The 22197-nt window shown below is 64.2% G+C and carries 24 protein-coding genes; 5 read left to right on the forward strand and 19 right to left on the reverse strand.

What is annotated here, in order from left to right:
• Nucleotides 1-12 precede the first annotated feature (12 nt).
• Entirely contained in the window at nucleotides 13-990 is a 978-nt protein-coding gene (locus tag XH83_RS26650; RefSeq protein WP_194408412.1) for a peptidase U32 family protein, read from the reverse strand.
• Nucleotides 990-1535, reverse strand: a complete 546-nt coding sequence (locus XH83_RS26655; RefSeq protein WP_194403650.1) for an SCP2 domain-containing protein — start codon at nucleotides 1533-1535, stop codon at nucleotides 990-992. Before XH83_RS26655 ends, XH83_RS26650 begins: the two co-directional genes overlap by 1 nt.
• Before the next feature lie 100 nt (nucleotides 1536-1635).
• Between XH83_RS26655 and XH83_RS26660 the strand changes: the two genes are divergently transcribed.
• The gene (locus tag XH83_RS26660) at nucleotides 1636-3162 is read left to right on the forward strand and encodes a UbiD family decarboxylase (RefSeq protein WP_194403651.1); all 1527 of its coding nucleotides are present in this window, start codon (nucleotides 1636-1638) and stop codon (nucleotides 3160-3162) included.
• Nucleotides 3159-3755 carry a UbiX family flavin prenyltransferase gene (locus XH83_RS26665; RefSeq protein ID WP_194403652.1) on the forward strand — a complete coding sequence of 199 codons (597 nt, stop codon included), beginning with the start codon at nucleotides 3159-3161 and terminating at the stop codon, nucleotides 3753-3755. The genes XH83_RS26660 and XH83_RS26665 overlap by 4 nt, the downstream gene beginning before the upstream one ends.
• 22 nt (nucleotides 3756-3777) lie before the next feature.
• Here XH83_RS26665 and XH83_RS26670 read toward each other — a convergent pair whose 3' ends face one another.
• The 3 genes from XH83_RS26670 to XH83_RS26680 are packed head-to-tail and all read right to left on the reverse strand — an operon-like array spanning nucleotide 3778 to nucleotide 5966.
• A complete protein-coding gene (locus tag XH83_RS26670) occupies nucleotides 3778-4101 on the reverse strand; it encodes a metal-sulfur cluster assembly factor (RefSeq protein ID WP_194403653.1) in 324 nt (107 codons plus the stop codon).
• A complete protein-coding gene (locus tag XH83_RS26675) occupies nucleotides 4098-4607 on the reverse strand; it encodes a DUF2249 domain-containing protein (protein ID WP_194403654.1) in 510 nt (169 codons plus the stop codon). Before XH83_RS26675 ends, XH83_RS26670 begins: the two co-directional genes overlap by 4 nt.
• A 12-nt stretch (nucleotides 4608-4619) precedes the next feature.
• Nucleotides 4620-5966 carry a hypothetical protein gene (locus XH83_RS26680; protein WP_194403655.1) on the reverse strand — a complete coding sequence of 449 codons (1347 nt, stop codon included), beginning with the start codon at nucleotides 5964-5966 and terminating at the stop codon, nucleotides 4620-4622.
• Between the two features lie 405 nt (nucleotides 5967-6371).
• Between XH83_RS26680 and XH83_RS26685 the strand changes: the two genes are divergently transcribed.
• Both XH83_RS26685 and mgtA read left to right on the forward strand, forming a co-directional pair.
• Nucleotides 6372-6857: a hypothetical protein gene (locus tag XH83_RS26685; RefSeq protein ID WP_194403656.1), complete on the forward strand. Its 486-nt coding sequence runs from the start codon at nucleotides 6372-6374 to the stop codon at nucleotides 6855-6857.
• A 157-nt stretch (nucleotides 6858-7014) separates the two neighbouring features.
• Nucleotides 7015-9567, forward strand: coding sequence for a magnesium-translocating P-type ATPase (gene mgtA / locus XH83_RS26690; protein WP_194403657.1), 2553 nt, complete (start codon nucleotides 7015-7017; stop codon nucleotides 9565-9567).
• A gap of 3 nt (nucleotides 9568-9570) precedes the next feature.
• On the opposite strand, the gene XH83_RS26695 is transcribed toward mgtA, so the two are convergent.
• From XH83_RS26695 to XH83_RS26725, 7 genes are all read right to left on the reverse strand, one after another.
• Nucleotides 9571-9789, reverse strand: coding sequence for a hypothetical protein (locus tag XH83_RS26695; RefSeq protein ID WP_194403658.1), 219 nt, complete (start codon nucleotides 9787-9789; stop codon nucleotides 9571-9573).
• 306 nt (nucleotides 9790-10095) lie between these two features.
• Complete coding sequence (locus tag XH83_RS26700) at nucleotides 10096-11145, reverse strand: LacI family DNA-binding transcriptional regulator (RefSeq protein WP_194403659.1); 1050 nt, start codon at nucleotides 11143-11145, stop codon at nucleotides 10096-10098.
• Nucleotides 11142-11786, reverse strand: coding sequence for a ThuA domain-containing protein (locus tag XH83_RS26705; RefSeq protein ID WP_194403660.1), 645 nt, complete (start codon nucleotides 11784-11786; stop codon nucleotides 11142-11144). Before XH83_RS26705 ends, XH83_RS26700 begins: the two co-directional genes overlap by 4 nt.
• 10 nt (nucleotides 11787-11796) lie before the next feature.
• Nucleotides 11797-12894, reverse strand: a complete 1098-nt coding sequence (locus XH83_RS26710) for a Gfo/Idh/MocA family protein (RefSeq protein WP_194403661.1) — start codon at nucleotides 12892-12894, stop codon at nucleotides 11797-11799.
• Nucleotides 12895-12917: 23 nt separating this feature from the next.
• Nucleotides 12918-13766 (reverse strand): carbohydrate ABC transporter permease, encoded by an 849-nt coding sequence (locus XH83_RS26715; protein ID WP_194403662.1) that lies wholly within the window; start codon nucleotides 13764-13766, stop codon nucleotides 12918-12920.
• Nucleotides 13759-14700, reverse strand: a complete 942-nt coding sequence (locus XH83_RS26720; protein ID WP_194403663.1) for a carbohydrate ABC transporter permease — start codon at nucleotides 14698-14700, stop codon at nucleotides 13759-13761. Before XH83_RS26720 ends, XH83_RS26715 begins: the two co-directional genes overlap by 8 nt.
• Before the next feature lie 2 nt (nucleotides 14701-14702).
• Nucleotides 14703-15962 (reverse strand): extracellular solute-binding protein, encoded by a 1260-nt coding sequence (locus XH83_RS26725; RefSeq protein ID WP_194403664.1) that lies wholly within the window; start codon nucleotides 15960-15962, stop codon nucleotides 14703-14705.
• Between the two features lie 164 nt (nucleotides 15963-16126).
• Between XH83_RS26725 and XH83_RS26730 the strand changes: the two genes are divergently transcribed.
• Nucleotides 16127-16885, forward strand: coding sequence for an SDR family NAD(P)-dependent oxidoreductase (locus XH83_RS26730; protein ID WP_194403665.1), 759 nt, complete (start codon nucleotides 16127-16129; stop codon nucleotides 16883-16885).
• A gap of 79 nt (nucleotides 16886-16964) precedes the next feature.
• On the opposite strand, the gene aroQ is transcribed toward XH83_RS26730, so the two are convergent.
• The 7 genes from aroQ to aroE are packed head-to-tail and all read right to left on the reverse strand — an operon-like array spanning nucleotide 16965 to nucleotide 22195.
• A complete protein-coding gene (gene aroQ, locus XH83_RS26735) occupies nucleotides 16965-17414 on the reverse strand; it encodes a type II 3-dehydroquinate dehydratase (protein WP_194403666.1) in 450 nt (149 codons plus the stop codon).
• A 13-nt stretch (nucleotides 17415-17427) separates the two neighbouring features.
• On the reverse strand, nucleotides 17428-18174 hold the full coding sequence (locus XH83_RS26740; RefSeq protein WP_194403667.1) for an amino acid ABC transporter ATP-binding protein: 747 nt from the start codon (nucleotides 18172-18174) through the stop codon (nucleotides 17428-17430).
• 59 nt (nucleotides 18175-18233) lie between these two features.
• A complete protein-coding gene (locus XH83_RS26745; protein ID WP_194403668.1) occupies nucleotides 18234-19061 on the reverse strand; it encodes a transporter substrate-binding domain-containing protein in 828 nt (275 codons plus the stop codon).
• Nucleotides 19062-19109: 48 nt separating this feature from the next.
• Complete coding sequence (locus XH83_RS26750) at nucleotides 19110-19766, reverse strand: amino acid ABC transporter permease (protein WP_194403669.1); 657 nt, start codon at nucleotides 19764-19766, stop codon at nucleotides 19110-19112.
• A gap of 10 nt (nucleotides 19767-19776) precedes the next feature.
• Nucleotides 19777-20445 (reverse strand): amino acid ABC transporter permease, encoded by a 669-nt coding sequence (locus XH83_RS26755; protein ID WP_194403670.1) that lies wholly within the window; start codon nucleotides 20443-20445, stop codon nucleotides 19777-19779.
• Between the two features lie 52 nt (nucleotides 20446-20497).
• The gene (locus XH83_RS26760; RefSeq protein WP_194403671.1) at nucleotides 20498-21352 is read right to left on the reverse strand and encodes a shikimate dehydrogenase; all 855 of its coding nucleotides are present in this window, start codon (nucleotides 21350-21352) and stop codon (nucleotides 20498-20500) included.
• A gap of 15 nt (nucleotides 21353-21367) precedes the next feature.
• A complete protein-coding gene (gene aroE / locus XH83_RS26765; protein ID WP_194403672.1) occupies nucleotides 21368-22195 on the reverse strand; it encodes a shikimate dehydrogenase in 828 nt (275 codons plus the stop codon).
• Between the last annotated feature and the right edge of the window lie 2 nt (nucleotides 22196-22197).

Raw genomic sequence — 22197 nt, forward strand, 5'->3', positions numbered from 1 at the left:
TAGTCGAAACGATTAGCGCCAGGTCTTGCGATAGGCGCCGAGCGTGGAGGCCTGCCCTTCGGTGAACGGCTTCAGGCTTGCGATGTCGGCCTCGCTCCCGCTTTCCAGCGCCGCGAGCGCGTGACGGAAATGGCGCACCACGCTTTCGACATAGGCGCGGCCGCGCTGACGGCCCTCGATCTTGAGCGCGGTGACGCCGGCATCGCGCAAACCCCGAAGCAAGGTCGTGGCGTCCAGGCTGACGGGATCCTCAAAGATGTAACCGGCGCCCTGCGCGGTCGAGAAGCGGCCCTTGCACAGCGTCGGATAGCCCGCGGGCTCGCTCACGGCGAACCGGTTGATGGTGAAGCCGCCCAAGCTCGACTTCGTCCCGTCCGCAGTCTGTTCGTAGGTCACATGGCTCGGCGGCGAGCAGACGCCCTGCATGTTCGGCGACTTTCCGGTCGCATAGGACGACAGCGAGCAGCGCCCCTCCGCCATCACGCAGAGCCCGCCGAACACGAAGACCTCGGTCTCGCAGGCAGACTCGCGGGTGATCTCGGCAATCTCGGGCACGCTCAGGACACGCGGCAGCACGACGCGCCGCGCCCCGAAATTTTCGGCGTAGAAGGCGATGGCATCCGGGTTCGCGGCGGCGGCCTGAACCGAGACGTGCAGACGCTGGTTCGGATGGCGACGCGCGGTGTAATCCATCAAGCCGATGTCGGCGAGGATCAGCGCGTCGGCTCCGGCGCTCACCGCATCGTCCACCGCGCGATGCCAGATGTCGACGGCGGAAGCGCGCGGGAAGGTGTTGATGGCCACCAGGACCCGCGCGCCGCGACCATGCGCCAGCGCGATGCTCTTGCGCATCTCGTCGCGGCTGAAATTCAATCCCGGAAAGTTGCGCGCATTCGTCTCGTCGGCGAAGCCGCAATAGATCGCGTCGGCGCCGGCATCGATGGCGCTCTTCAGCGCGGCCGGCGTTCCGGCGGGACAGATCAGTTCCATCATCTCGATGTCTCGCCTTGGCCGGATGAGCCGATCACGCGGCCACGGGCGGTCGCGAAAGCGCGCCTCGCCGGCGCGCCCAGCGGACCAAACAACGAGGACACTTCCGTAGCGAGATCGAGCTGGGCGTCGTCGATCGCATTGCGCAACGCCAGCACCGCCTCGACATCGCCCTCGACGACGAGCTCGCGCGAGAACATCAGGGCATCGCCATCGACCTTGCCTTCGAGCAAGGCCAGGAGATTGGCGAGCGAGGCGGAGATCCGCGCGTTCAGGCCTTTCGGCAGCTCGCGCACGACGGACAGGCGCGGCGGCCTCGCCTCGACCACGAAGGCAAAGGGCAGATCGATCGGCTTGATCCCGAACCGCGCGCGCGCGTGATCGCCGAGCCGGTCGAACATTGCAGGATTGCGCCGGTGGATCCGCTGCAGGACGCCGCCGAGAACGAGCTGCAACGGCAGCAGAGGTAGCGGGCGCATGGCAATTGCGACGAGCGGCGGAATCGTCGGCAATTGGCCGGGCGATGCGGCGGACGGATCATTCATGGCCCCACATCTGGACGGATTGCACGCCGCTGTATTTGAGCGGGAACAATGAAGACCGAAAACAACACGGCTAGCTGTGATTTTTTGGGAGCTTGTCCAGTTGCAACGTGATGTGCCGCGCTTTCGCGACTTGTCCGACTTCCTGCGCTTCATCGAAAGCCGGGGGCAGTTGCGACGCATTCGCGAGAAGGTCTCCGTCGTCCACGAGATCACGGAAATCCACCGGCGTGTGCTTGGGGCACACGGACCGGCATTATTGTTCGAGCAGCCGGTCAGGGCCGATGGCCGCCCCTCGGAGATGCCGCTCCTCACCAATCTGTTCGGGACGGTCGAGCGGATCGCATGGGGCATGGGAATCGCGCCCGACCGTCTCGAAGAGCTTGGCGCGCTGATGGCCGAGCTCCGCACCCCGCGGCCGCCGAACAGCATCAGGGATGTCTTCGACAAGCTTCCGCTCGCCCGCGCCGCGCTGGCGACGCGTCCGCGCACGCGCGCAGGCGCGCCGGTGCAGGATTGCGTCACGATGGGGCCCGACATCGATCTCGCGCGATTGCCGGTCCAGATCTGCTGGCCCGGCGAGCCGGCGCCGCTGATCACCTGGCCGCTCGTGATCACCGTGCCGCCGGAATCCGCGACGGCCGACCAGGAGGAGAATGTCGGCGTCTACCGCATGCAGGTGCTCGGCCGCGACCGCGCCATCATCCGCTGGCTCGCGCATCGCGGCGGCGCCCGGCATCACCAGCAATGGAAGGCGATCGGGCGCGACATGCCGGTCGCGATCGTCATCGGAGCCGATCCCGCCACCATCCTGGCGGCGGTGCTGCCGCTTCCCGAGACGATGTCGGAGCTGCGCTTCGCCGGCATCTTGCGTGGCGAGCGGCCCGACCTCGCGCCATGCCTCACCGTCCCGCTCGCGATCCCGGCCGAAGCCGAGATCGTCATCGAGGGCTTCGTCTCCGCGACCGAAACCGCGCCCGAGGGTCCGTATGGCGATCACACCGGGTACTATAATTCCGTCGAGGAATTCCCTGTGATGCGCGTGACGGCGATCACCACCCGTCGGCAGCCCGTCTACCTCTCGACCTTCACGGGCCGGCCGCCGGACGAGCCGTCACGGATCGGCGAGGCGCTCAATCGCCTGTTCGTTCCGCTGATCCGTCAGCAATTCCCTGAGGTGACCGATTGCTGGCTGCCGCCGGAGGCCTGCTCCTACCGGATCGCGGTCGCGGCGATCAAGAAGCGCTATCCCGGACAAGCGCGGCGGCTGATGCTGGGCCTGTGGTCGATGCTGCCGCAGTTCAGCTACACAAAGCTCCTGATCGTGGTCGACGACGATATCGACGTCCGCGATTGGCAGGCCGTAATGTGGGCCGTCTCGACGCGCAGCGATGCCTCGCGCGACCTCGTGACCCTCACCGACACGCCGATCGACTATCTCGACTTTGCCTCGCCGAAATCGGGGCTCGGCGGCAAGCTCGGCATCGACGCCACCACCAAGATCCCACCGGAGACGGATCGCGAATGGGGCGTTCCGCTGGCCATGGATCCTACCGTGGTCGCGCGCGTCGATGCGATGTGGGCTACACTCGGCCTGTCCACCACGGCGCGCGCCCCGGCCCTCTCATGAGCGTGCGGCAAGGCATCATCGTCGGCATCAGCGGCGCCTCGGGCGCCGCGATCGGCATGCGCATCGTCGAATTGCTGGCCGACAATCCGGATTATGCGGTGCATCTCGTGGTCTCGCCCGCGGCCGAGCGAACCTTGAACGAAGAAGTGGGCAGCGATGCGCTGGCGCGGCTGCGCGCGCTCGCCTTCCGCGACCATTCTCATTCGGACATCGGCGCCGCGATCGCCAGCGGCTCTTATCCAATCGCGGGCATGATCGTGGCGCCGTGCTCGATCCGTACGCTCTCGGCGATCGCCTGGGGGCAGCTCGACAACCTCCTGACCCGCGCGGCCGACGTGCAGCTCAAGGAACGGCGCCGGCTGGTGTTGCTGGTCCGCGAGAGCCCGCTGCATCTCGGCCATTTGCGCAGCATGCTGCAGGCGACCGAGATCGGCGCGATCATTGCCCCGCCGATGCCGGCCTTCTATCTAAAACCACAGTCGCTGGACGAGGTGATCGACCAGATCGCCGCACGGGCGATCAACCTGCTCGACCTCGCGAAGCTGCGCGCACCCGCAAAGATCTGGTCCGGCCCCGGCTCCAAAGGCGAGTAGCCGGCGCAGTCGCCTCGCCAGCTCAATTCACCTCGGCAAAGCCGAGCGACGACCTGACGCCCGGCGAGATCATCGAGGGTTGCCAGGGCGGCTCGAACGTCATGGTGACATCGACCGAGTCCACACCCGGAACGAGGCGTGCGCTGCTCGCGACCCCGTCCTTGAGAAAGGACGCGGCGGGACAGCCGCGTGTCGTCGCCGTCATGGTGATGTGCGCGGCGCCGTCGTCGACCTGGACATCATAGATGAAGCCGAGGTCGACGATGTTGTGCCCGAGCTCCGGATCGATCACGACCTTCAGCGCCTGCTTTATCCTGGCGACGAGATCCTCATCATTGAAGGTCATGCCTGCACCCTCACCGTCAGTTGATAGAAATCCTTTTGCGGCGTGAAGCCGCCGCGCCATTGATGGCCGCGCTTCTCCAGCTCCCGAAACAGGAAGACCGGTTCGCGACTGAGCAGGGCGTGGAGCGTCTGGCCCGGCGCGAGTTGCTCCAGGGCAGCCAGAATGCGCACCATCGGCTCCGGCGGATCGAGGTCGCGGTTGTCGAGATGAACCGCCGGCTCCGGCCAATCGTCGTCGCTCGCGGCAGCGGAGGCCGGTTCAGCGATTCCGACCGAGCCATCGTCCGGCATGAAGCGGATCTCCCATTCGCCGCCTTCCAGCTCGGCCTCGCGATGAGCAAAGCCCTTGCTCGCCATGACGTCGAACAGAGGAACCGGCTTGAAGGGAGCATAGAGCCGCAGCCCCTCTCCGGGTTCGAGCCGTTCGAGCGCGGCCATGATGATCGAGAATGGCTCGCCGCCTGCGCGCAAGATCGGCCGGACATCGACGTCGACGAATGCGGTCATGGCAATCTCCTTTCAGTTCCGTGAGACCAGAAGATGAGGCATGGCGGCTCCCGTCGGCAGGCGCAGCGGCTCCGCCACGTCCGCAAGCCGCCGGGCCCTGATGAACTCCTCGCTCAGGCCGAGCGTCGCAAGCATCACCACCGCGACGGCGATGCGGAAGCCGAGTGCCGTGTCGAACAGGAGCATCAACGTCGCCGCCCAGCTTCCGGCAAAGAACAGCACAAACCATTTCAACGCGCGGCGCTCGGCAACGAGATCCTGGACGCGCGGCGTCGGCACTCTGCCCATCACCGGGCCGTAGGTCTCGAGCCAGGTCAGGAACGGCACGATCTTGTAGAGATTGGCGAGCACGAGGCCGGTGAGCCAGCCGAACGCGACGAGAAAGACCAGCGCTCCGACATGGGATGAGAAGGCGCCGGTCGCAAGAAGCGTGGCGCCCAGCATTGCGGCGGCGGCGAGACTCGCCAGCGCAACAAGGCTCATGCCCGTGTTGAGCTCGAGCGCACGACGTTTGCGGGTCCTGTACAGGCTGAGCACGTCGCGACCGTAGGCGGCCAGCGACAGCAGCGCCGCCGCTCCTGCAAGCAGAAGCGCCAAATTCAGCCCGGTCATGCGCCAGAGCGCAAGCACGCCGCCGACAAGTCCGACAGCCAGCGCGGCGATGCCGGCAAGCCAGGCCAGCCGGCCGAGCCGCGCATCGCCGTCGGGCGCGAGCATGAACATCGCAAGCAGGCGATAGCTGACGCCCATGGCCGTGAATGTTAGCCATCCGCCAAGCCCCGCAATCGCGTGGATCGGAACGCCGGACACCAGCAGGTCCGGCCATTGCGCGCCGATGGCGGTTCCGGACAGCACCAGCGAGAACAGGCCGCCGAATGTCGCCGTGACACAGATGCAGGCAAGCCCACCCGCGACGAACCGCGCCGGTCCGGGCAAGGGTCGGGCCGACCACAGCGTCATGCCGAGATTGGCAACGACCAGAGCGAAACCTGCGATCAGCAGGCCCGCGCCAACGGGGAGCAGCCAGGGCGGCCCGTTGAAGCGCCCGCCCAGAGCCAGAAAGCCTGCGAGCAGGACCGTCAGCCCCAGCGTCAACAGCGCGAGAGCCGGCAGCGTCCAGCGCTCCGCATAGAGCGGCCTTGCGACCAGCACCGGCACGAATTGGAACAGCGCGCCACACAGGACGGTGCTCAACCAGCCGATGCTGACCATGTGAACGACGACGAGCGTATCCGGGCCGCCGATGTCGTGGTTCGGAAAACCGAATCCGATGACGATCAGCGCTTCTGCAAGCAGCAGCCATGCGATCGCGACCGCGAAGTAACTGATGACCCATTTACAAAGGCTGGTTCCGATCACGAATTGCTTCCCATCGTCCGCGCACGAAATCCCAGTGTCGGCACTCGAGAACGGTAAGCGGCTGCAGTCGCGGCCACTTTGTCGAGGCGCAAACTGCGATGCCATTCACGACAATGGGAAATCGCATTTGAACATTCAGCAGAAGTTGTCATGCCCGGGCTTGTCCCGCCTGCGCGGCCGAAGCCGCTTCGGCGCGGCGAGGGCCCGGGCACCCACGTTCTTTGTGCTGCGTGGCAAGGCGTGGACGCCCGGGACAAGCCCGGTCATGACGCCGTGGGCACTGGCGCCCTTTCGCGACAAACCCAGGGCGCGATACCCCGGGCAGCGCGGAAGGATTGATTCAGCGCAAGAGCGCTGCCCGCCGCGCTGATATTCAAGACGTTCAAGTCAGCAGGGAATGGTCGGATGACGCTGAAGAATTGGTGCGCGGTTCTCGCGATTTCAGTTGGCGCGATCACATCCGCGATTGCTCAATCCGACTTTCCGCCCTCCGCGAGCGCGAAACAAGAAGCGCCTCGCCTCGTCGAGGTCATGAGCATGGCGCAGCTTGAGCATCTCAAGCTGTGGTATGCAGGCAAGGCGAAGAACTGGGACCTGGCCGCGTATGAGTTGCGGCAGCTGACGAATAGCTTGGCCGAAGCAGCCATTTTCTACCCGGCGGTGCCCGTCAGCAACGTGACCACGATGAAGGAGCCGCTGCTGTCGATCGCCGACGCGATCGCGGCGGGCGACGATCGCAAGTTCGCCGCTTCCATGCGCGTGCTGACCGACGGCTGTAATGCTTGTCACGGCTCGATGGGCCGCGGCTTCATTGCCATCGCCGTTCCGACCGGCGGGCAACCGCCCGCCAATCAGATATTTCCGCCGTCGGGAAACAGCCGCAAGCATTGATGCGGCCAGCCCGCTCGCGATGATCGTTGCTCTTGGTGTCTGCCTCGTGACGGCGTGAGCATGCCGGCCGGGGGCTGGATTGCGTTGCATCAATCCGGAAATCGAGCAGCCCCGTACCCTGGTTTCGCCCAAATGTCAGCGACCGCCGAGCCCATCCATGATCGAACGATTTAGCCCGGCCAAGCCCTTGGCTGCAACGTTCTGGCAAATGCCGAAGGACGAGCTCTATCGCGCGCTCGGCTCCGGCCCGGACGGCCTGTCACGCATCGAAGCCGACCGACGGCTGGCGATCGTCGGCGCAAACCGCGTCGACGCCTCCCAAGGCCGGTCGGCCCTGCGCAAGCTCGGCCAGCGTCTCTGGAATCCGCTGGTTGCCATGCTGCTGGCGGCGGCGCTCGTATCCGGGCTGAGCGGCGATATCGGCAGCTTTGCCATCATCGCAACCGTGCTGTCCCTGTCCATCACGCTCGATATCGTCCAGGAGCATCGCGCCGAGCTCACGGCCGAGACGTTGCGGGAATCGGTGGCCATCCAGGCTGACGTTGTCAGGGACGGCAAGGATGCCACGATTTCGGTGACGGCTCTCGTCCCGGGGGATGTCGTGAAGCTCCGTATCGGCGATTTGATACCGGCCGACGGCATCGTTCTCGAGGCGCAGGATCTGCAGGTCAATGAAGCCCTGATGACAGGCGAGCCGTTCCCGGCGTTCAAGACGGACGGCGCCTGCTCTGCTTCATTGCCGGCGGACGCCACGAACGCCCTGTTCGCGGGAACCAGTACCGTCGGCGGAAGCGGCAAGATGTTGGTCGTGACGACGGGAGGCCGGACGCGCTTTGGCGCGATCGCCTCGGCAATGGCCGCCAACGCACCACCCACGGCTCTCGAGCAAGGGGTCCGCAGGCTCGGACTTCTGATCCTTCGGCTGACACTCTTCCTCACTCTCTTCGTGCTGATGGCTCATCTCGTCGCGCAACGTAACGCAATGGAGTCCTTCCTCTTCGCCGTCGCGCTCGCCGTCGGCTTGACGCCCGAACTGCTGCCGATGGTGATGACGGTGACCCTCGCCCGCGGCGCGCTGCGCATGGCGAAGCGAAAGGTCATCGTCAAGCGGTTGTCCGCGATCCACGATCTGGGGGCGATGGACACGCTTTGTGTCGACAAGACCGGCACGCTCACGGAAGCCAGGATCACCCTGGCGGCGCATATCGAGCCGCAGGGGCGATCCAGCGACCGCGTTCTGAGCCTCGCCCGCCTGAACAGCACGTTCCAGGCCGGCGTGAGAAGCCCGCTCGATGACGCGATCCTGTCCGCGAGCCGCGATGATCGCGACGGCTGGGTTCGGCTTTCGGAAGTCCCGTTCGACTTCGAGCGGCGCTGCCTGTCCGTTCTGGTCGGACGCAACGGCGAACAGACGCTGATCGCCAAAGGGGCGCCGGAATCCATCCTGTCGCGCTGCGTTGCCGTGGAAATCGATGGTCTGGCTCATCCGCTCGACGCCGCCTGGCAACAGAAGATGGCCGACATCCAGGCGCGTTATGCCGGCGACGGCTTCCGGCTCCTTGCCGTCGCCATCAAATCCATTCCGGCCGGCCAGCAGACCATTGCCGTCGGCGACGAGACCCATCTGACCCTGATCGGCTTTTGTGCCTTCGCCGACCCGCCGAAGCAGGATGCAGCCACGGCAATCGATGCGCTCAGCTTGCTCGGCGTGACCATCAAGATCATTTCGGGTGACCATGGCGCCGTGGTCGCGCACGTCGCGCGATCGGTTGGCCTCAGAGCGGACCGGATCATGACCGGCGCCGAGATCTCCGAGCTCACCGATGCCGCGCTGGTTGCCCGGGTCGATGACATCGACCTTTTTGCCCGGATCGACCCCGATCAGAAACGGCGGATCATCGCCGCGCTCCGGCACCGCAATCACGTCGTCGGTTTCATGGGGGACGGCGTCAATGACGCCCCCGCGCTTCACGCCGCCCATGTCGGCATATCCGTCACGGGCGCGACCGAGGTCGCCCGCGCGGCCGCCGACATGATCTTGCTGGCGCCCGACCTTTCCGTGCTCGCGGCCGGCGTGCGCGAAGGGCGCAGGACGTTTGCCAACATCCTGAAATATGTCCGGATGGGAACGAGCTCGAATTTCGGCAACATGCTGTCGATGGCGCTCGCCTCGATCATCCTTCCCTTCCTGCCGTTGCTGCCGCTGCAGATCCTCTTGAACAATCTGATCTACGATCTCTCCGAAATCGGCATCCCCTTCGATGACGTCGACCCTGAAGACGTTGCCGGGCCCGAATCCTGGGACATGGCAAGCATCCTCCGCTTCACCATCATCATGGGAATGGTGTCGTCCCTGTTCGACGCGATCACCTTCGCCGTTCTCCTCAAGCTGTTCGATGCGGATGCGCCGATGTTTCAAACCGGATGGTTCCTGGAATCGATCACGACCCAGATCCTGGTGATCTTCGTGATCCGGTCTCGCAAACTGCCGTGGCGCGCGAACCGCCCGCACAACATCCTGATCGCGACATCTCTCGGCGCCCTGCTTGCCGGCGTGGCGCTTGCGCTTGGCCCGTGGGGAGGCGCATTCGGCTTTACCGGGCTTTCCACAGGACTAATGGCGACGATCATCGCCATTGCCATGGCCTATCTGATCTCGGCGAACATCGCCAAACGGCTGGCAATCGCAGTTCCACAACACCTGAGATAAAAGTCAGGTCGCGTCCGGATAGATCTGCTCACGGTGGACTTCCCGACCGCTCTCATCGATGACGACGATCCGGAGGTCGGGGTGGCCTTTGGGCTTATTCCTGCGCACCTTGTCGGCCAGGCTCTTGCTGTGCACGATGGCGGCGCCATCGCTCACAAGCTCCAATCCGGACCTGTCGCGAACAGGGACCCCATCCTTCATATCGAAATAGTATGTGGGCATGAACTCATTCCCGCGTTTCACGCGGCTCGGTTGACGTTATCATCCCAGAGGCGAAGCTGCCGAGGCGGAATGCAACGTGGCACCCCCTGGGAACCGCATTCTAATGAACCAGCCGGGTCAAAATCTTGAGCCGGATCAAAAGCGGGAACTTTCAGCAAGGGCCCCGCTTCAAGCCCGTCCTACGCGGTATCATGGCAGCGACTTCCCGCTGTCGCATGTCCATCTGGCGGAGAAGGTTTTTCCCCTCCACCGCCGCCGCGGTAACATTCAACAGTCAGCGTACCGGAGTGCCCGCGATGCGCGACGTTACGGCAGATTGTCCCTCAGGAAAATGTCGATGCGGATGCGTTCCTGGTCGGGGCTGATGGGCTCGCCCGAACAGTGCGCGAGCAGGATGCGCGCCGCAGACCGTGCCTCGTGCCCAGGATCCTGGTTGATGATGGCATCGAGCGTGCCGCGGACCAGGAATCGCCGCGTGTGCTGAGTGAGCTCGTGAGTGATCCAGACCACCTCGCGTGCGCGGCCGGAGGCCTCGAGCGCGTCGGCGATGCCGCGGTTTCCGGCGCCACAGCAGTAGATGCCGCGAAGGTCGGCATGGTGCGCGAGCAGCGCGGCAGTGAGCTCCCGCGTCCGCTCGCTGTCGTCGCGGCCTTCGATGACCGGGAGCGCGACCAGGCTTGGATATTCGCTGGACAGGATCTGGTGGAAGCCGAACTGCCGCTCGGTATGATCGCGCAGCGACAACGATCCCGCGATCACGGCGACCGTGCCCTCGCGCCCGGCCAAGAAACGTCCCATCAGCGTTGCAGCAGTCCGCCCCGCAGCCGGGTTGTCGATACCGACATAATGCAGGCGGCGCGAACTCGGCGCGTCCGACACCAGCGTGACCACGGCGACCCCGCGCGCGGTGAGCTCGTCGATGGCGGCGCGCACCCTGGGATGGTCCAGCGCGATGACGGCGACGCCCTGATAGGCCGGCGACAGGTCTTCGAGCGCGCCTGCCAGCACATCCGGATCGAACACGTCGACATGAAGGATATCGATGAAGCCGCGTTGGCCGGCGAGCCACTCCGCTGTGCGCTGGACCTGCTCGGTCAGATTAGTCATGAAGCTGTTGCTGCCGGTCGGCAGCACGAAGGCGAAGCGAAAACTCTGCCCGCGCGCCAGCCGGGCGGCCGCTACGTCCGCGCGGTAGCCGAGCTTGGCGACGGCGGCCTCGACACGCGCAACGGTCTTGGCGCGGACGCCCTCGCGCCGGTTGACGACGCGATCGACGGTCGCAAGCGAAACGCCCGCCGCACGCGCGACGTCCTCCAGCGTGGCGCGAACGGCTGGCTGCATCGCGCTAGCCGTCATTCGCGCGCCGCCCACAGCATGCCGCGCGTCATCAACGTCCGGATCTCGGGCACGTCGAGCTCGTAAGCACGGTGGCCGAGCGAGGAATAGAACACCCTGCCCGCACCGTAACGCTTCTTCCAGACCACCGGCATCACCACGCCGTCGATCCAGGGCGCGTGCTCGCCGGTGAAGGTGGTCGTCGCCAGGACCTCGTTGGCGGGGTCAACATGCATGTAATATTGCTCGGAACGATGCTCGAAACTCTTCAGGCCCTTCATGATGGGGTCGTCCGGCTTCGTCAAGTCGACCTTGTAGTCGATGATGTTGCCGGGATGCGCCACCCACTGTCCGCCGCACAGGAACTGGTAGTCCACGGAATCGCGGAACGCATCGCACATGCCGCCATGGTGACCGGCAAGCCCGACGCCGCCACGCACCGCCGCACAGAGATTGAGCGCGTCCGCCTTCTCGATCTTCGACATCGTGTAGATCGGGATGATGAGCGACAGATCATGGATCGCGGGATCGCCGAATGCCTCTGTCGTGGTCTCGATCCGGACCTCGAAACCCTCCGCCTTCAGCCAGCCGCGGATCATCGAGGCGCACAAATCGGGATCGTGTCCTGGCCAACCGCCCCACACAATCAATGCCTTGCGCATGGTCATTTCCTCAGTCGATCTGTCCGGTTTCACGTCCGGCCGGCAGCATCGCCGGCCGCTCGACGCGGCTCTCGATCTTGACACGCCGCCCTTCGTCGGCGGAGGTCTGGAACGCCTCCATCACCTCCAGCACGTGGAAAGCCAGCGCGCCGCTGGCGCGATGCGGGCGGTTGTTCAGGATCGCGGAGGCCATGTCGGCGACGCCGATGGAGCGGAACTCGCCCTCGACATGGCCGTGCGTCAGCGGCACCGTCTCGAATTCGCCGCCGGTCTTCGCAACCTGCACCTCGCCGCCGAAGCGGTTCGGGTCCGGCACCAGCATGCTGCCCTTGTCGCCATAGATGTCGATCGGCGCGTGCCGGTGCTTCGGCACGTCGAAGCTCATGGTGATCGAGACCACCGCCCCGCTTTCGAATTCGAGCGTGCCCGCGACGTGGGTCGACACCTCGACCGGGATCAAGGTGCCGTTCATCGGCTGGCTCGTGACCAGACGCTCCGATCGCGGGCGCGCGGTCGAGCCCATCACGCTCGCGACCGGCCCCAGGAGCTGCACGAGATCGGTGATGTAATACGGGCCCATGTCGAACATCGGCCCGCCGCCGCGCAAGTAGTAGAAGCCGGGCGCCGGATGCCAGCGCTCATGGCCGGGACATCCGAAGAAGGCGCTGCCGGCGACCGGGGTGCCGATCGCGCCGTCGTCGATCAGCTTGCGCGCAGTCTGGTGCCCGCCGCCGAGGAACGTGTCGGGCGCGCAGCCGACGCGAAGGCTTTTCTGCGCGGCAAGATCCATCACCTTGCGGGCCTCCGCGACGTTGATACCAAGCGGCTTCTCGGAATGAACGTGCTTGCCGGCGTTCAGCACAGCCAAGCTGACATCGGTGTGGGCCAGCGGCACGGTGAGATTGACGACGATCTCGACGTCGTCGCGCTTGAGCAGCTGATCGACCCGCATCGCCGGCAGCCCGAAGGCCGCGCCCTGCCGCTCCGCCACGTCGCTGCGCATGTCGGCGAGCGCCCTCACCTCCATGACCGGGAAGCGCTGCGCTGCCTTGAGGTAGGCGGTGCTGATCACACCGCAGCCGATGATTCCGACGCCGACTTTTCTCATTGTGCTCTCCGTGAAGTCCCCGCTCATCCCTTGACGGCGCCTGCCGTGAGGCCGGCGACGATGTGCTTCTGTGCCAGCAGGAACAGAATGATCGTCGGCAGGATGGTGAGCGTGATGAAGGCCAGGATCAGGTGCCATTCGGACGAATACTCGCCCTGGTAAATCATGATGCCGAGCGGCCAGGGGTAGAGCGCGTCGGTGTTGAGCATCACCAGTGGCAGCAGATAGGCGTTCCAGCTGTTGACGAAGGTGATGGTGCCGACGGTCGCCAGGATCGGCCGCGACAACGGCAATGTCACGTAGCGGAAGAATTTGATGTAGCTGCAGCCGTCGACCAGCGCGGCCTCGAGCAGCTCATAGGGAATATCCCTGAAGAAGCGCCGCAGCAGCAGCACGCTCATGGCAAGGCTGAAGGCGACCTGCGGCAGCGCGACGCCGAAATAGGTATCGAGCAATCCGAGATCGCGTACCTTGATGAACAGCGGCAGCACGGCCGTTGCGGCCGGAAACAGCAGGCCCAGCGTCAAATAGCTCAGCAGCATCGAGCTGCCGAAGAATCTCACGTGGGCGAAGGTGAACGCCGCCATCGAGGCGACGATCAAGGTCAAGGTCACGGTGAGGGTCGAGATGATCAGCGAGTTGCGCAGCAGCTGCCAGTAGCGGGCCGAGAACAGGATGTCGGCATAGTTCTGCCATTCCCAGTGCGTCGGCCAGCCGAACGGATTGACGCGCAACTCGCCGAGCGATTTGAAGCCGCCGAGCAGGGTCGCGAGCAACGGCACCAGCACGAAGACGGCAACAACGGCGAGGAACGCCGCCTTGAACAGCACGGCCGGATCGAACGGCGCGCGGGTGGTCTCGGCCCTACTCATCGCGCATGAACCATCGCTTGTAGGTGAAGGCAAAGGTCACGCAAATCACGAACAGGATGACGCCGATGGCGCTGCCGTAGCCGACCCGCATCCGCGAAATGCCGTTGTTGTAGAGGAAGCTGACCATCGTGTTGGAGGAATCCGCCGGTCCTCCGCGCGTCAGCGGCATCACGAGATCGAACAGCTGCAATGAGCCGACGATCGCGAAGAACACGGAGAGCCGGATCGTCGGATAAAGCAGGGGGATGACGACATGGCGCAGCGCCTGCGTTCGCGTTGCGCCGTCGATCCGGGCCGCCTCGACCAGGCTCTTGTCGAGGCCTTGGAGTGCCGCGATGAACAACATCATGTGGAAGCCGAAATATTTCCACACGATCACGATCAGCACCGCCAGCATCGCGGTGTCGGTCGAGGCGAGCAGATGCGGCGGCTCGGCGCCGAAGCTGCGCCAGATCGAGGCGACGAGGCCGTAGTCGCCGTCATAGACGAAGGAGAAGATCAGCCCGGTCGCGATCTCGGCGAGGATATAGGGCATGAAGAACAGCATGCGCAGCGCCACGGCTCCGCGAAAGCGTTCCGCGAGCATCAGGGCCAGCGTCAGCGCGAGCGGCAGCTGGATCGCGAGCGAGACCGCGATGATCAGCCCATTGTTGCGCAGCGCGAGCCAGAAGGCGCGCGTCTCCAGCACGAAACGGTAATTGTCCAGGCCGATCCAGTTGGTGGGTTTGCCGAACCCGTTCCAGTTGAACGCCGAGTACCAGGCGGCCTCGCCGATCGGCAAGACCACGAACAGCGTGAACAGCAGCAGCGCCGGCGGCAGGAACAGGATGAGGACCGTGAAGCGGCCGTCCCAGCTCGGGCCGCGGACCGCAAGCGGCGAGAACGACGGCTTCGCAACGCCCATCGCCGGCACGCTTGCGATGCGTCGTTCCACCGTCAGTTACCCTGCTTCCATGCCGCTTCGATCGCTTTCGCGGCGTCCTGCGGGCTCATGCTGCCACCGGCGATCTCCGCGGTGACGTCGTTGACGACGCGGCCGACCGAGGGGCCGAGACTCTGGTCATAGAAGTTCTGGTGGTAGTTCGACTTCGCGAGATTGGCCGCGATCAGCTTCATGAAGGAATTGTTGAGGCCGGCGTCCGCGCCCTGCACCACCGGGATGATGAAGTTGCCCGCCGCAAGCCGCGTCTGCACGTCCTTCGAGACGAAGTATTTCAGGAAATCGACCGCCTCCTTCGGCGAGCCCTTGGTGATCAGCCAGCCGGTGATGCCGCCAAGCGTATCCGTCGGCGCACCCTTGCCGCCCGATACGACCGGAAAATCGAACCAGCAGATCTTGTCTTCGGACAGACCCGTCTTGTCGGCGGCGAGCGCGCGCTGCAGATGATAGACGGTGGAAATCGCCAGGGTCATCGCCGCCTTGCCGTCGCCGAAATAGCCGACGGCCTGTGGGTTCTTGAAGCCGAGGAAGCCGTTCTGGAACGGCTGGAGATCGACCAGCTGCTTGAACAGCTCGCCCGATTTCTGGAAGGTCTCGCCGGCGAAGCCGCCGTTCTCGCCCTTCAACGCCGCATCGAATGCCGGCTTGCCGCCGATGCGCACCGCAAGATGGGTCCAGTAGAAATGCAGCGGCCATTTGTCCGCGCCGCCGACCACGATCGGCGTGACGCCGGCCGCCTTGAGTGTCTTCACCGCGGCGAGCAGATCGTCCCAGCTCTTGATGGCGGCGGGATCGACCTTGGCCTTGGCCATCAGCTCCTTGTTGCAGAGGAAGCCGACCTGCGACAACGCGGTGGGCAGGCCATAAACGCGGCCATTGCTCGTGAACGCAGCGAGTGCAGCCGAGGTGAGGCTGTCGCTATAGCCCTTCACTTGGTCGGTGATGTCATCGAGCACGCCGGCCTCGATCTGCGTCTTCAGCACACCGCCGGCCCAGCTGTAGATGATGTTCGGCCGGTCCTTGGATTGCAGGATGGTCGGCAGCTTGGCCTTGTAGGCCTCGTTCTCGAGGAACTGCATCTCGACCTTCACGCCGGGATGCGACGCTTCATAGGCGCGCGCAACTTCCTCCCAGAGCTTCACCTGGACGGGGTTGGCTTCGATGTGGAGCCATTTGACGGTCGTATCGGCTGCAGCGATTTGGGCGCCAAGCAGGCATGCGGCAGCGGCGAGTCCCAGCTTCCCGAGCAGTCTCATCACATCCTCCCAGCCGATCTTATTCTTTGACTGCAATCCTGCCTTCAATTTTTGAGGTACGCAACTAAAATTCTGACCTATGCACCTCACGGGCGGACTGGCTAAGGTCTGGTCAAGAGTCGGGACGGCCCACCGCGCCACCCGCAAATGACTGGGAGGTGCCCTTGGCCGCCATCTATTCCGACCTCGCCGGCAAGGTCGTGCTCGTCACCGGAGGTGCGGCGGGCATTGGCGCTGCGATCGTGCGGCGCTTCGCGGAGCAGAAATCCAAGGTCGTGTTCTTCGACATCAAGATCGACGAGGGCCAGCACCTGGCGCGCGAGCTGTCCGATCAGGGACTGTCGGCGCATTTCCAACATGTCGACCTCACCGACATCCCCGCGCTGCGCGCCGGCGTCGTGGAGGCACGCAAGGCGCACGGCGCGATCAACATCCTGATCAACAACGCCGCGCATGATGAACGGCACAAGACCGAGGAGATGACGCCCGAATATTGGGACGACCGCATCGCGGTGAACCTGAAGCACCAGTTCTTCGCGTCGCAAGCCGTGCTGCCGGACATGAAGGCCGCCAATGGCGGCGCCATCGTCAATTTCGGCTCGGTATCGTGGATTGCAGGCCAGGGCGGCATGGCCGCCTACACCGCCAGCAAATCAGGCGTGATCGGATTGACGCGCTCGCTGGCCCGCGATTACGGCCCCTACAATATCCGCGTCAACGCGATCGCGCCGGGCTGGATCATGACCGAGCGGCAGCTCGAGAAATGGATGACACCGGCGGGCGAGATCGAGCTGCAGCAGCGGCAGTGCCTGAAGCGCCGGCTGGTGCCGGACGAGGTCGCGAAGGTCACCGTCTTCCTCGCCTCGGACGAAGCTTCCGCCTGCACTGCCCAGCACTACATCGTCGATGGCGGCTGGGTGTGAGATGCTTTGAGAATGGTGGGCGCACAAAAGCTGTCGACTTTCAGCGAAACCGCCAACTCTCGTGCCGCCGGCGCCGATGCTATTCCTTGTTCTCGTCAAGCAGCCTGGCCACACGACGCAAGCCGAGCAGATAACCCTGGGTGCCGAAGCCTGCGATGACCCCATCAGCCCGTTTGGAGACGAACGAATGATGGCGGAATTCCTCGCGCTTGTGCACGTTGGAAATGTGCACCTCGATCACGGTCCCCTCGAACGTGTTCAGGGCATCCAGGATGGCGACCGACGTATGGGTGAAAGCCGCAGGATTCATCACGATGCCGGCAGCCGTCTCGCGCGCCTCGTGAATCCAGTCGATCAGCTCGTATTCCCTGTTGGATTGATGAAAGCGAATTTCCAGGCCAAGCTCCCTGGCCAGCGCCCGGCAATCCCGCTCCACGTCCGCAAGCGTCTCGTGACCATAGATGTGGGGCTGACGCTTGCCGAGCAGATTGAGATTTGGCCCGTTCAGGACGTAGACGAGACGACTCATACAACAACTCCGTTCAGTGATGGGCGAGGATTTCGCCAAGAAACTGCCTGGTGCGGGCATGCTGTGGATTGTGGAAGAAAGCGTCAGGCGCGTCTTCTTCGATGATCTGACCTTCAGCCATGAAGATCACACGGTCGGCAACCTGGCGGGCAAAGCCCATCTCGTGGGTGACGCAAATCATGGTCATGCCGTCGTTGGCGAGGCCGATCATCGTGTCGAGCACCTCCTTGACCATTTCGGGATCGAGAGCCGAGGTCGGCTCGTCAAACAACATTACTTTCGGTTGCATGCAGAGCGCACGCGCAATCGCGACACGCTGTTGCTGGCCGCCGGAAAGCTGAGCCGGATATTTCTCGGCCTGGTCACCGATACGGACGCGCTCGAGGTATTTTCGCGCGGTTGCTTCGGCCTCCGTCTTGCTGATGCGGCGCGCGCGAATGGGCGCGAGCGTGCAGTTCTGCAAGACCGTCATATGCGGGAAAAGATTGAAGCTCTGAAAGACCATGCCGACGTCCTGGCGTACGACATCGATGGCCCTGATGCTGTCGTCCAGCCGATGACCGTTCACCACGATGCTGCCCTGCTGGATCGGCTCGAGGCGGTTGATGCAGCGGATCAGCGTCGACTTTCCCGAGCCGGACGGACCACAGAGCACGATCTTTTGGCCCTTGCGCACGGTGAGATCAACGTCGCGTAAAGCCTGGTACCCGCCGTACCACTTCTGCACGCCCTTCATTTCGATCAGGTTCTGGTCTTGCATGCCGGCCTCCGCTCTCGGGCGGCGGCCAACGCGGATCGCGCGTCGGCCGCTCGCAATGGCTATTGGACGGTGAAGGGAACGCCGGGGACGGAGTCCGGAAAGACCGGGACCGGGACCTTCATCCATTTGGCGTAGAAGGCGGCCAGTTTTCCGTTCGACTTGATCTCGTCGATGAACTTGTTGGCCGTCTCATTCCACTCCTTCTCGCCCAGGCGCGTGCAGGCGCCGTTGTACAGAGCGGTGAAGTGCAGCTTGGGTTCGAAACCAAGTTCGGGCTTTGCGGCGTTCAGACGCTGCGGATAGAACAGGTTCGCACCGACGGCCTGGACCTGGCCGGAGAGCAGCGCCTGGATGGTGGCCGCGTCATCGTCGAATCTGCGGATTTCGGTTCCGGACGGCGCGTTGTTGGTCACCTGGGTGTCCTGCGTGGAGGACCTCGGAACGCCAATGACGTACTTGCCCATGTCGCCATTGCCGGTGATCGGCGTCGCCTGGGCGGCGACGAGCGTGATCTCATTGGCGACATACGGCTTGGAATATTGCACCGCCTTCGCGCGCTCGGGCAGCATGGCCATGGTTGCGAACAGAATGTCGACGCGGCCTGTGGTCAGAGCCGGAATGCGATTGGCCACCGCCAGCGGGACGAACTCGGCCTTGACGCCGAGATATTCAGCGAAGGCGCGCCCCATGTCGGCATCGATGCCATCCTGCTTTCCCGAGCTGTCGACATAGCCCCAGGGCGGATTATCCCCCTGAATGCCGATGACGACGACGCCCTTCTTCTTCACGTCTTGCAGTGTCCCCGCCTGCGATTTGCCGGCGATGGCGAGAGCCGCCAATGCCAATAGCGCGAGCTTGAGCTGGCGACGATTGGATGAAAACAACATGAGTATCTCCTCCTGGTGATGGCTATTTGTAGAGTAAGTGCGCCGCTATTATCTTTGACTGGTCAGGGCGAGCCTGGCCTCCATCCGACCGCCCCACCACGAGAGTGGCCAGCAGAGGACGAAGTACATCGCGCCGACCACGCCGAAGACCAGCAACGGCTGGAAGGTCTGGTTCGACACGATTTGACCGGCGCGGGCGAGCTCGATGAAGCCGACGATGGCGGCGAGCGAGGTGCCCTTGATGAGCTGCACGAGATAGCCGATGGTCGCCGGCAGCGAGATGCGGATCGCCTGCGGTAGCACGATGTCGCGCATGCGGGACGAATAGTGCAGTCCCAGCGCCATCGCCGCTTCGGTCTGGCCGCGCGGCACGGCCTGTATCGCGCCGCGCCAGATCTCGCCAAGGAAGGCCGAGGCATTCACGGTGAAACCGATTGCCACCGCGACGAACGCATCGAGCTTCAGCCCGGTCAGCGCCAATCCGTAATACACGACGAAAAGCTGCAGCAGCAGCGGGGTGCCCTGGAATATCCCGATGTAGATGCGGGTGCCCCATTCCACGCCCCTGTGGCCACAGGTGCGCAGCAACGCGACGGCGAGCCCCGCCGTACAGCCGCCCGCAAACGCGACCAGCGTGAGCAGCACCGTCCATTGCAACCCACGCAGCAGGAAGCCGAACTCGGGAAGACCAAAATGCGGTGTCATGCTGGCTCCCTCAGCGTGTCGGATATGAGAAGAAGCGGTGAGAGACGACCGCAAAGCCCAGCATCAGCAGCCAGGAGATCGCGAGATAGAGGAAGGTGACGGAGAAATAGACCTCGAAGCTGCGGAAGGTGTCGCTCTCGATGCGCTGTGCAACCGACGTCAGTTCGTAGGCGGACACAGCCGAACAGATCGACGATGTCAGTGTCAGCATGATGAACTGGCCCGTCAGCGAGGGGTAGATCGCGCGAAGCGCGGGCTTGAGCACGATGAAACGGAACACCTGCCCTTTGTGCAATCCGAGCGCGTAACCGGCCTCCACCTGCCCCTTGTGAATGGACTGTACCCCGCCGCGGATGATCTCGATGGCGTAGGCGCCGCCATTGATGCCGAGCGCGATAATGGCGGTCGCTGTCGGATTGAGCTTCAGTCCAATGAGCGGCAGGGCGAAGAACAGGAAGAAGATCTGCACCAGGAAAGGTGTATTGCGCACGACCTCGACGAAGCCGATCATGAGACCACGCAACCACGCCGCCTTCGAATCGCGTGCCGCGACGCCTCCGACGCCGATTAGCATCGCCAGCGTCATTCCGGCGAACGCCAGGCTCAACGTACCCACGCAACCCCACAGCAGTGCGGGCATTGCATGCCAAACCACCGAGAAATCGAGCGTGTAGCCCATCCTTACGTTTCCTCTCGGGCGTTGTACGTGCCGCTCACCCATCGGCCGGGTGTCACCCTCCCAGGGACGCGAAAGTCGCGAAGAAGACGTCTGGATCGGGTGAGATGCCGGTGAACAGGCGAAATGCTTCGGTGCCCTGGAAGATCGCCATGCCACCGCCATCGACGGTGCGGCAGCCGAAGGCACGCGCCGCACGCAGCAAGGATGTTTCCAGCGGGAAATAGACGATCTCGGCGACCCACAGATCGGGACGCAGCAGGGCCGTCGGCAGCGGTGTGCCCGGATACTTGTCCATGCCGATCGGCGTCGCGTTGACAATTCCGTCAGCGGCGGCCACGGCGGCTGCAACATCCTGGCCGGCCCTCAAGCGCCCTTCTGCAAATCGGGGGGACAAGCCCTCGACCACGCCCTGCGCCTTGGCAAAGTCGACGTCGATGATGGTCAGCTCCTGCACGCCGAGCTTCATCAGCGCGAAGGCCACGGCCGCGCCCGCACCGCCCGCGCCGAACTGGACGACACGGCCGAGCGGCGCACCTTGCATGTTGCGGCGAAAATTCTCGGCAAACCCGAACCAGTCCGTGTTGTGGCCGGTCATCCGACTATTCCGGATGACCACGGTATTCACCGCGCCGAGCGCCTCTGCATCCGGCGAGAGCGCGTCCAGCAGCGGGAGAATCGCCTGCTTGCAGGGATGGGTTACGTTCAAACCATCGTAGCCCATGCGCTTTGCGGCCGTGAGCAATTCGGGCAAGGCTTCGATGCCGAGCTTCAGCTCGGTCAGGTCGATCGTCTTGTAGAGATACCGGATTCCAGCGGCATCAGCGGCCGCTTCATGCATGGGCGGCGTGCGCGACGCCGCGATGCCGCTGCCGATCAGGCCGACGAGAAAGTTGGACTTCGGATACATGTTCGGCATCGCCCGTCAGCTCAATGGGACAGTCAATTCGGCGATCACCTGAGCCGTGCCCGGTCGAACGCCGCGCCACCAGGAAAACGCTTCCGCTGCCTGCTCGACCAGCATGCCGACGCCGTCGGCGAGCTTGGCGACGCCTTCCGCGCGAGCCGCCTGCAGAAAGGGAGTCAATCCTTTGCCGTAGGCAAGTTCATATGCCAGTTCCGCGCCGCGCAAGACATTGCGTGGAAGCGGCGGCATTTGACCCCGCAGGCTGGCCGATGTCGCGTTGACCACGACGTCATACCCCTCGGCGAGATCGGCCAGCTCGGTGTAGCCGCTGACCATCAGGGGACCACAGCCGGCAAACTCCTCGGCCAATGCCACTGCTTTCGCCAGCGTTCGATTGACCAGAACCAGCTCGGACGGCTCTTCGCGCAGGAACGGCAGCAGCGCACCACGTGCCGCCCCGCCGGCGCCGAGCATCAGGACGCGGCGGCCCTTCATCTTCACATCGAGATTGACGGTGATGTCGCGCACAAGGCCGACACCATCGAAGTTCTCGGCAATGATCCGATCGCCTTCGAACTTCATGCAGTTTGCGGCGCCTGCGCGTGTGGCGCTCTCGGAATGCTCGTTTGCGTAGGCGAAGGCATCGAGCTTGAACGGGGCGGTGATGTTCAGCCCCTTGGCACCCTCGGCGCGGAATTGATCGACCCGTTCGCTGAAGCCATTGAGGGGGCCCTCGATCGCCTCATAGACGAGGTCCTGGCCCGTCATCTTGGCGAACGCGCCATGGATGAGAGGTGATTTGCTGAAGCCGATCGGATTGCCGATCACCGCATAACGATCGCTCATGG

It is taken from the genome of Bradyrhizobium sp. CCBAU 53351 (genome assembly GCF_015291745.1).
Taxonomy (GTDB): domain Bacteria; phylum Pseudomonadota; class Alphaproteobacteria; order Rhizobiales; family Xanthobacteraceae; genus Bradyrhizobium.

Coding starts and splice junctions, on each gene's coding strand:
- XH83_RS26695 (WP_194403658.1), bottom strand. CDS start 9,789: ATGCCCACATACTATTTCGATATGAAGGATGGGGTCCCTGTTCGCGAC.
- XH83_RS26725 (WP_194403664.1), bottom strand. CDS start 15,962: ATGAGACTGCTCGGGAAGCTGGGACTCGCCGCTGCCGCATGCCTGCTT.
- aroQ (WP_194403666.1), bottom strand. CDS start 17,414: ATGAGTCGTCTCGTCTACGTCCTGAACGGGCCAAATCTCAATCTGCTC.
- XH83_RS26745 (WP_194403668.1), bottom strand. CDS start 19,061: ATGTTGTTTTCATCCAATCGTCGCCAGCTCAAGCTCGCGCTATTGGCA.
- mgtA (WP_194403657.1), top strand. CDS start 7,015: ATGATCGAACGATTTAGCCCGGCCAAGCCCTTGGCTGCAACGTTCTGG.
- XH83_RS26655 (WP_194403650.1), bottom strand. CDS start 1,535: ATGAATGATCCGTCCGCCGCATCGCCCGGCCAATTGCCGACGATTCCG.
- XH83_RS26650 (WP_194408412.1), bottom strand. CDS start 990: ATGGAACTGATCTGTCCCGCCGGAACGCCGGCCGCGCTGAAGAGCGCC.
- aroE (WP_194403672.1), bottom strand. CDS start 22,195: ATGAGCGATCGTTATGCGGTGATCGGCAATCCGATCGGCTTCAGCAAA.
- XH83_RS26705 (WP_194403660.1), bottom strand. CDS start 11,786: ATGCGCAAGGCATTGATTGTGTGGGGCGGTTGGCCAGGACACGATCCC.
- XH83_RS26755 (WP_194403670.1), bottom strand. CDS start 20,445: ATGGGCTACACGCTCGATTTCTCGGTGGTTTGGCATGCAATGCCCGCA.
- XH83_RS26710 (WP_194403661.1), bottom strand. CDS start 12,894: ATGAGAAAAGTCGGCGTCGGAATCATCGGCTGCGGTGTGATCAGCACC.
- XH83_RS26665 (WP_194403652.1), top strand. CDS start 3,159: ATGAGCGTGCGGCAAGGCATCATCGTCGGCATCAGCGGCGCCTCGGGC.
- XH83_RS26750 (WP_194403669.1), bottom strand. CDS start 19,766: ATGACACCGCATTTTGGTCTTCCCGAGTTCGGCTTCCTGCTGCGTGGG.
- XH83_RS26715 (WP_194403662.1), bottom strand. CDS start 13,766: ATGAGTAGGGCCGAGACCACCCGCGCGCCGTTCGATCCGGCCGTGCTG.
- XH83_RS26675 (WP_194403654.1), bottom strand. CDS start 4,607: ATGACCGCATTCGTCGACGTCGATGTCCGGCCGATCTTGCGCGCAGGC.
- XH83_RS26740 (WP_194403667.1), bottom strand. CDS start 18,174: ATGCAAGACCAGAACCTGATCGAAATGAAGGGCGTGCAGAAGTGGTAC.
- XH83_RS26760 (WP_194403671.1), bottom strand. CDS start 21,352: ATGTATCCGAAGTCCAACTTTCTCGTCGGCCTGATCGGCAGCGGCATC.
- XH83_RS26685 (WP_194403656.1), top strand. CDS start 6,372: ATGACGCTGAAGAATTGGTGCGCGGTTCTCGCGATTTCAGTTGGCGCG.
- XH83_RS26700 (WP_194403659.1), bottom strand. CDS start 11,145: ATGACGGCTAGCGCGATGCAGCCAGCCGTTCGCGCCACGCTGGAGGAC.
- XH83_RS26670 (WP_194403653.1), bottom strand. CDS start 4,101: ATGACCTTCAATGATGAGGATCTCGTCGCCAGGATAAAGCAGGCGCTG.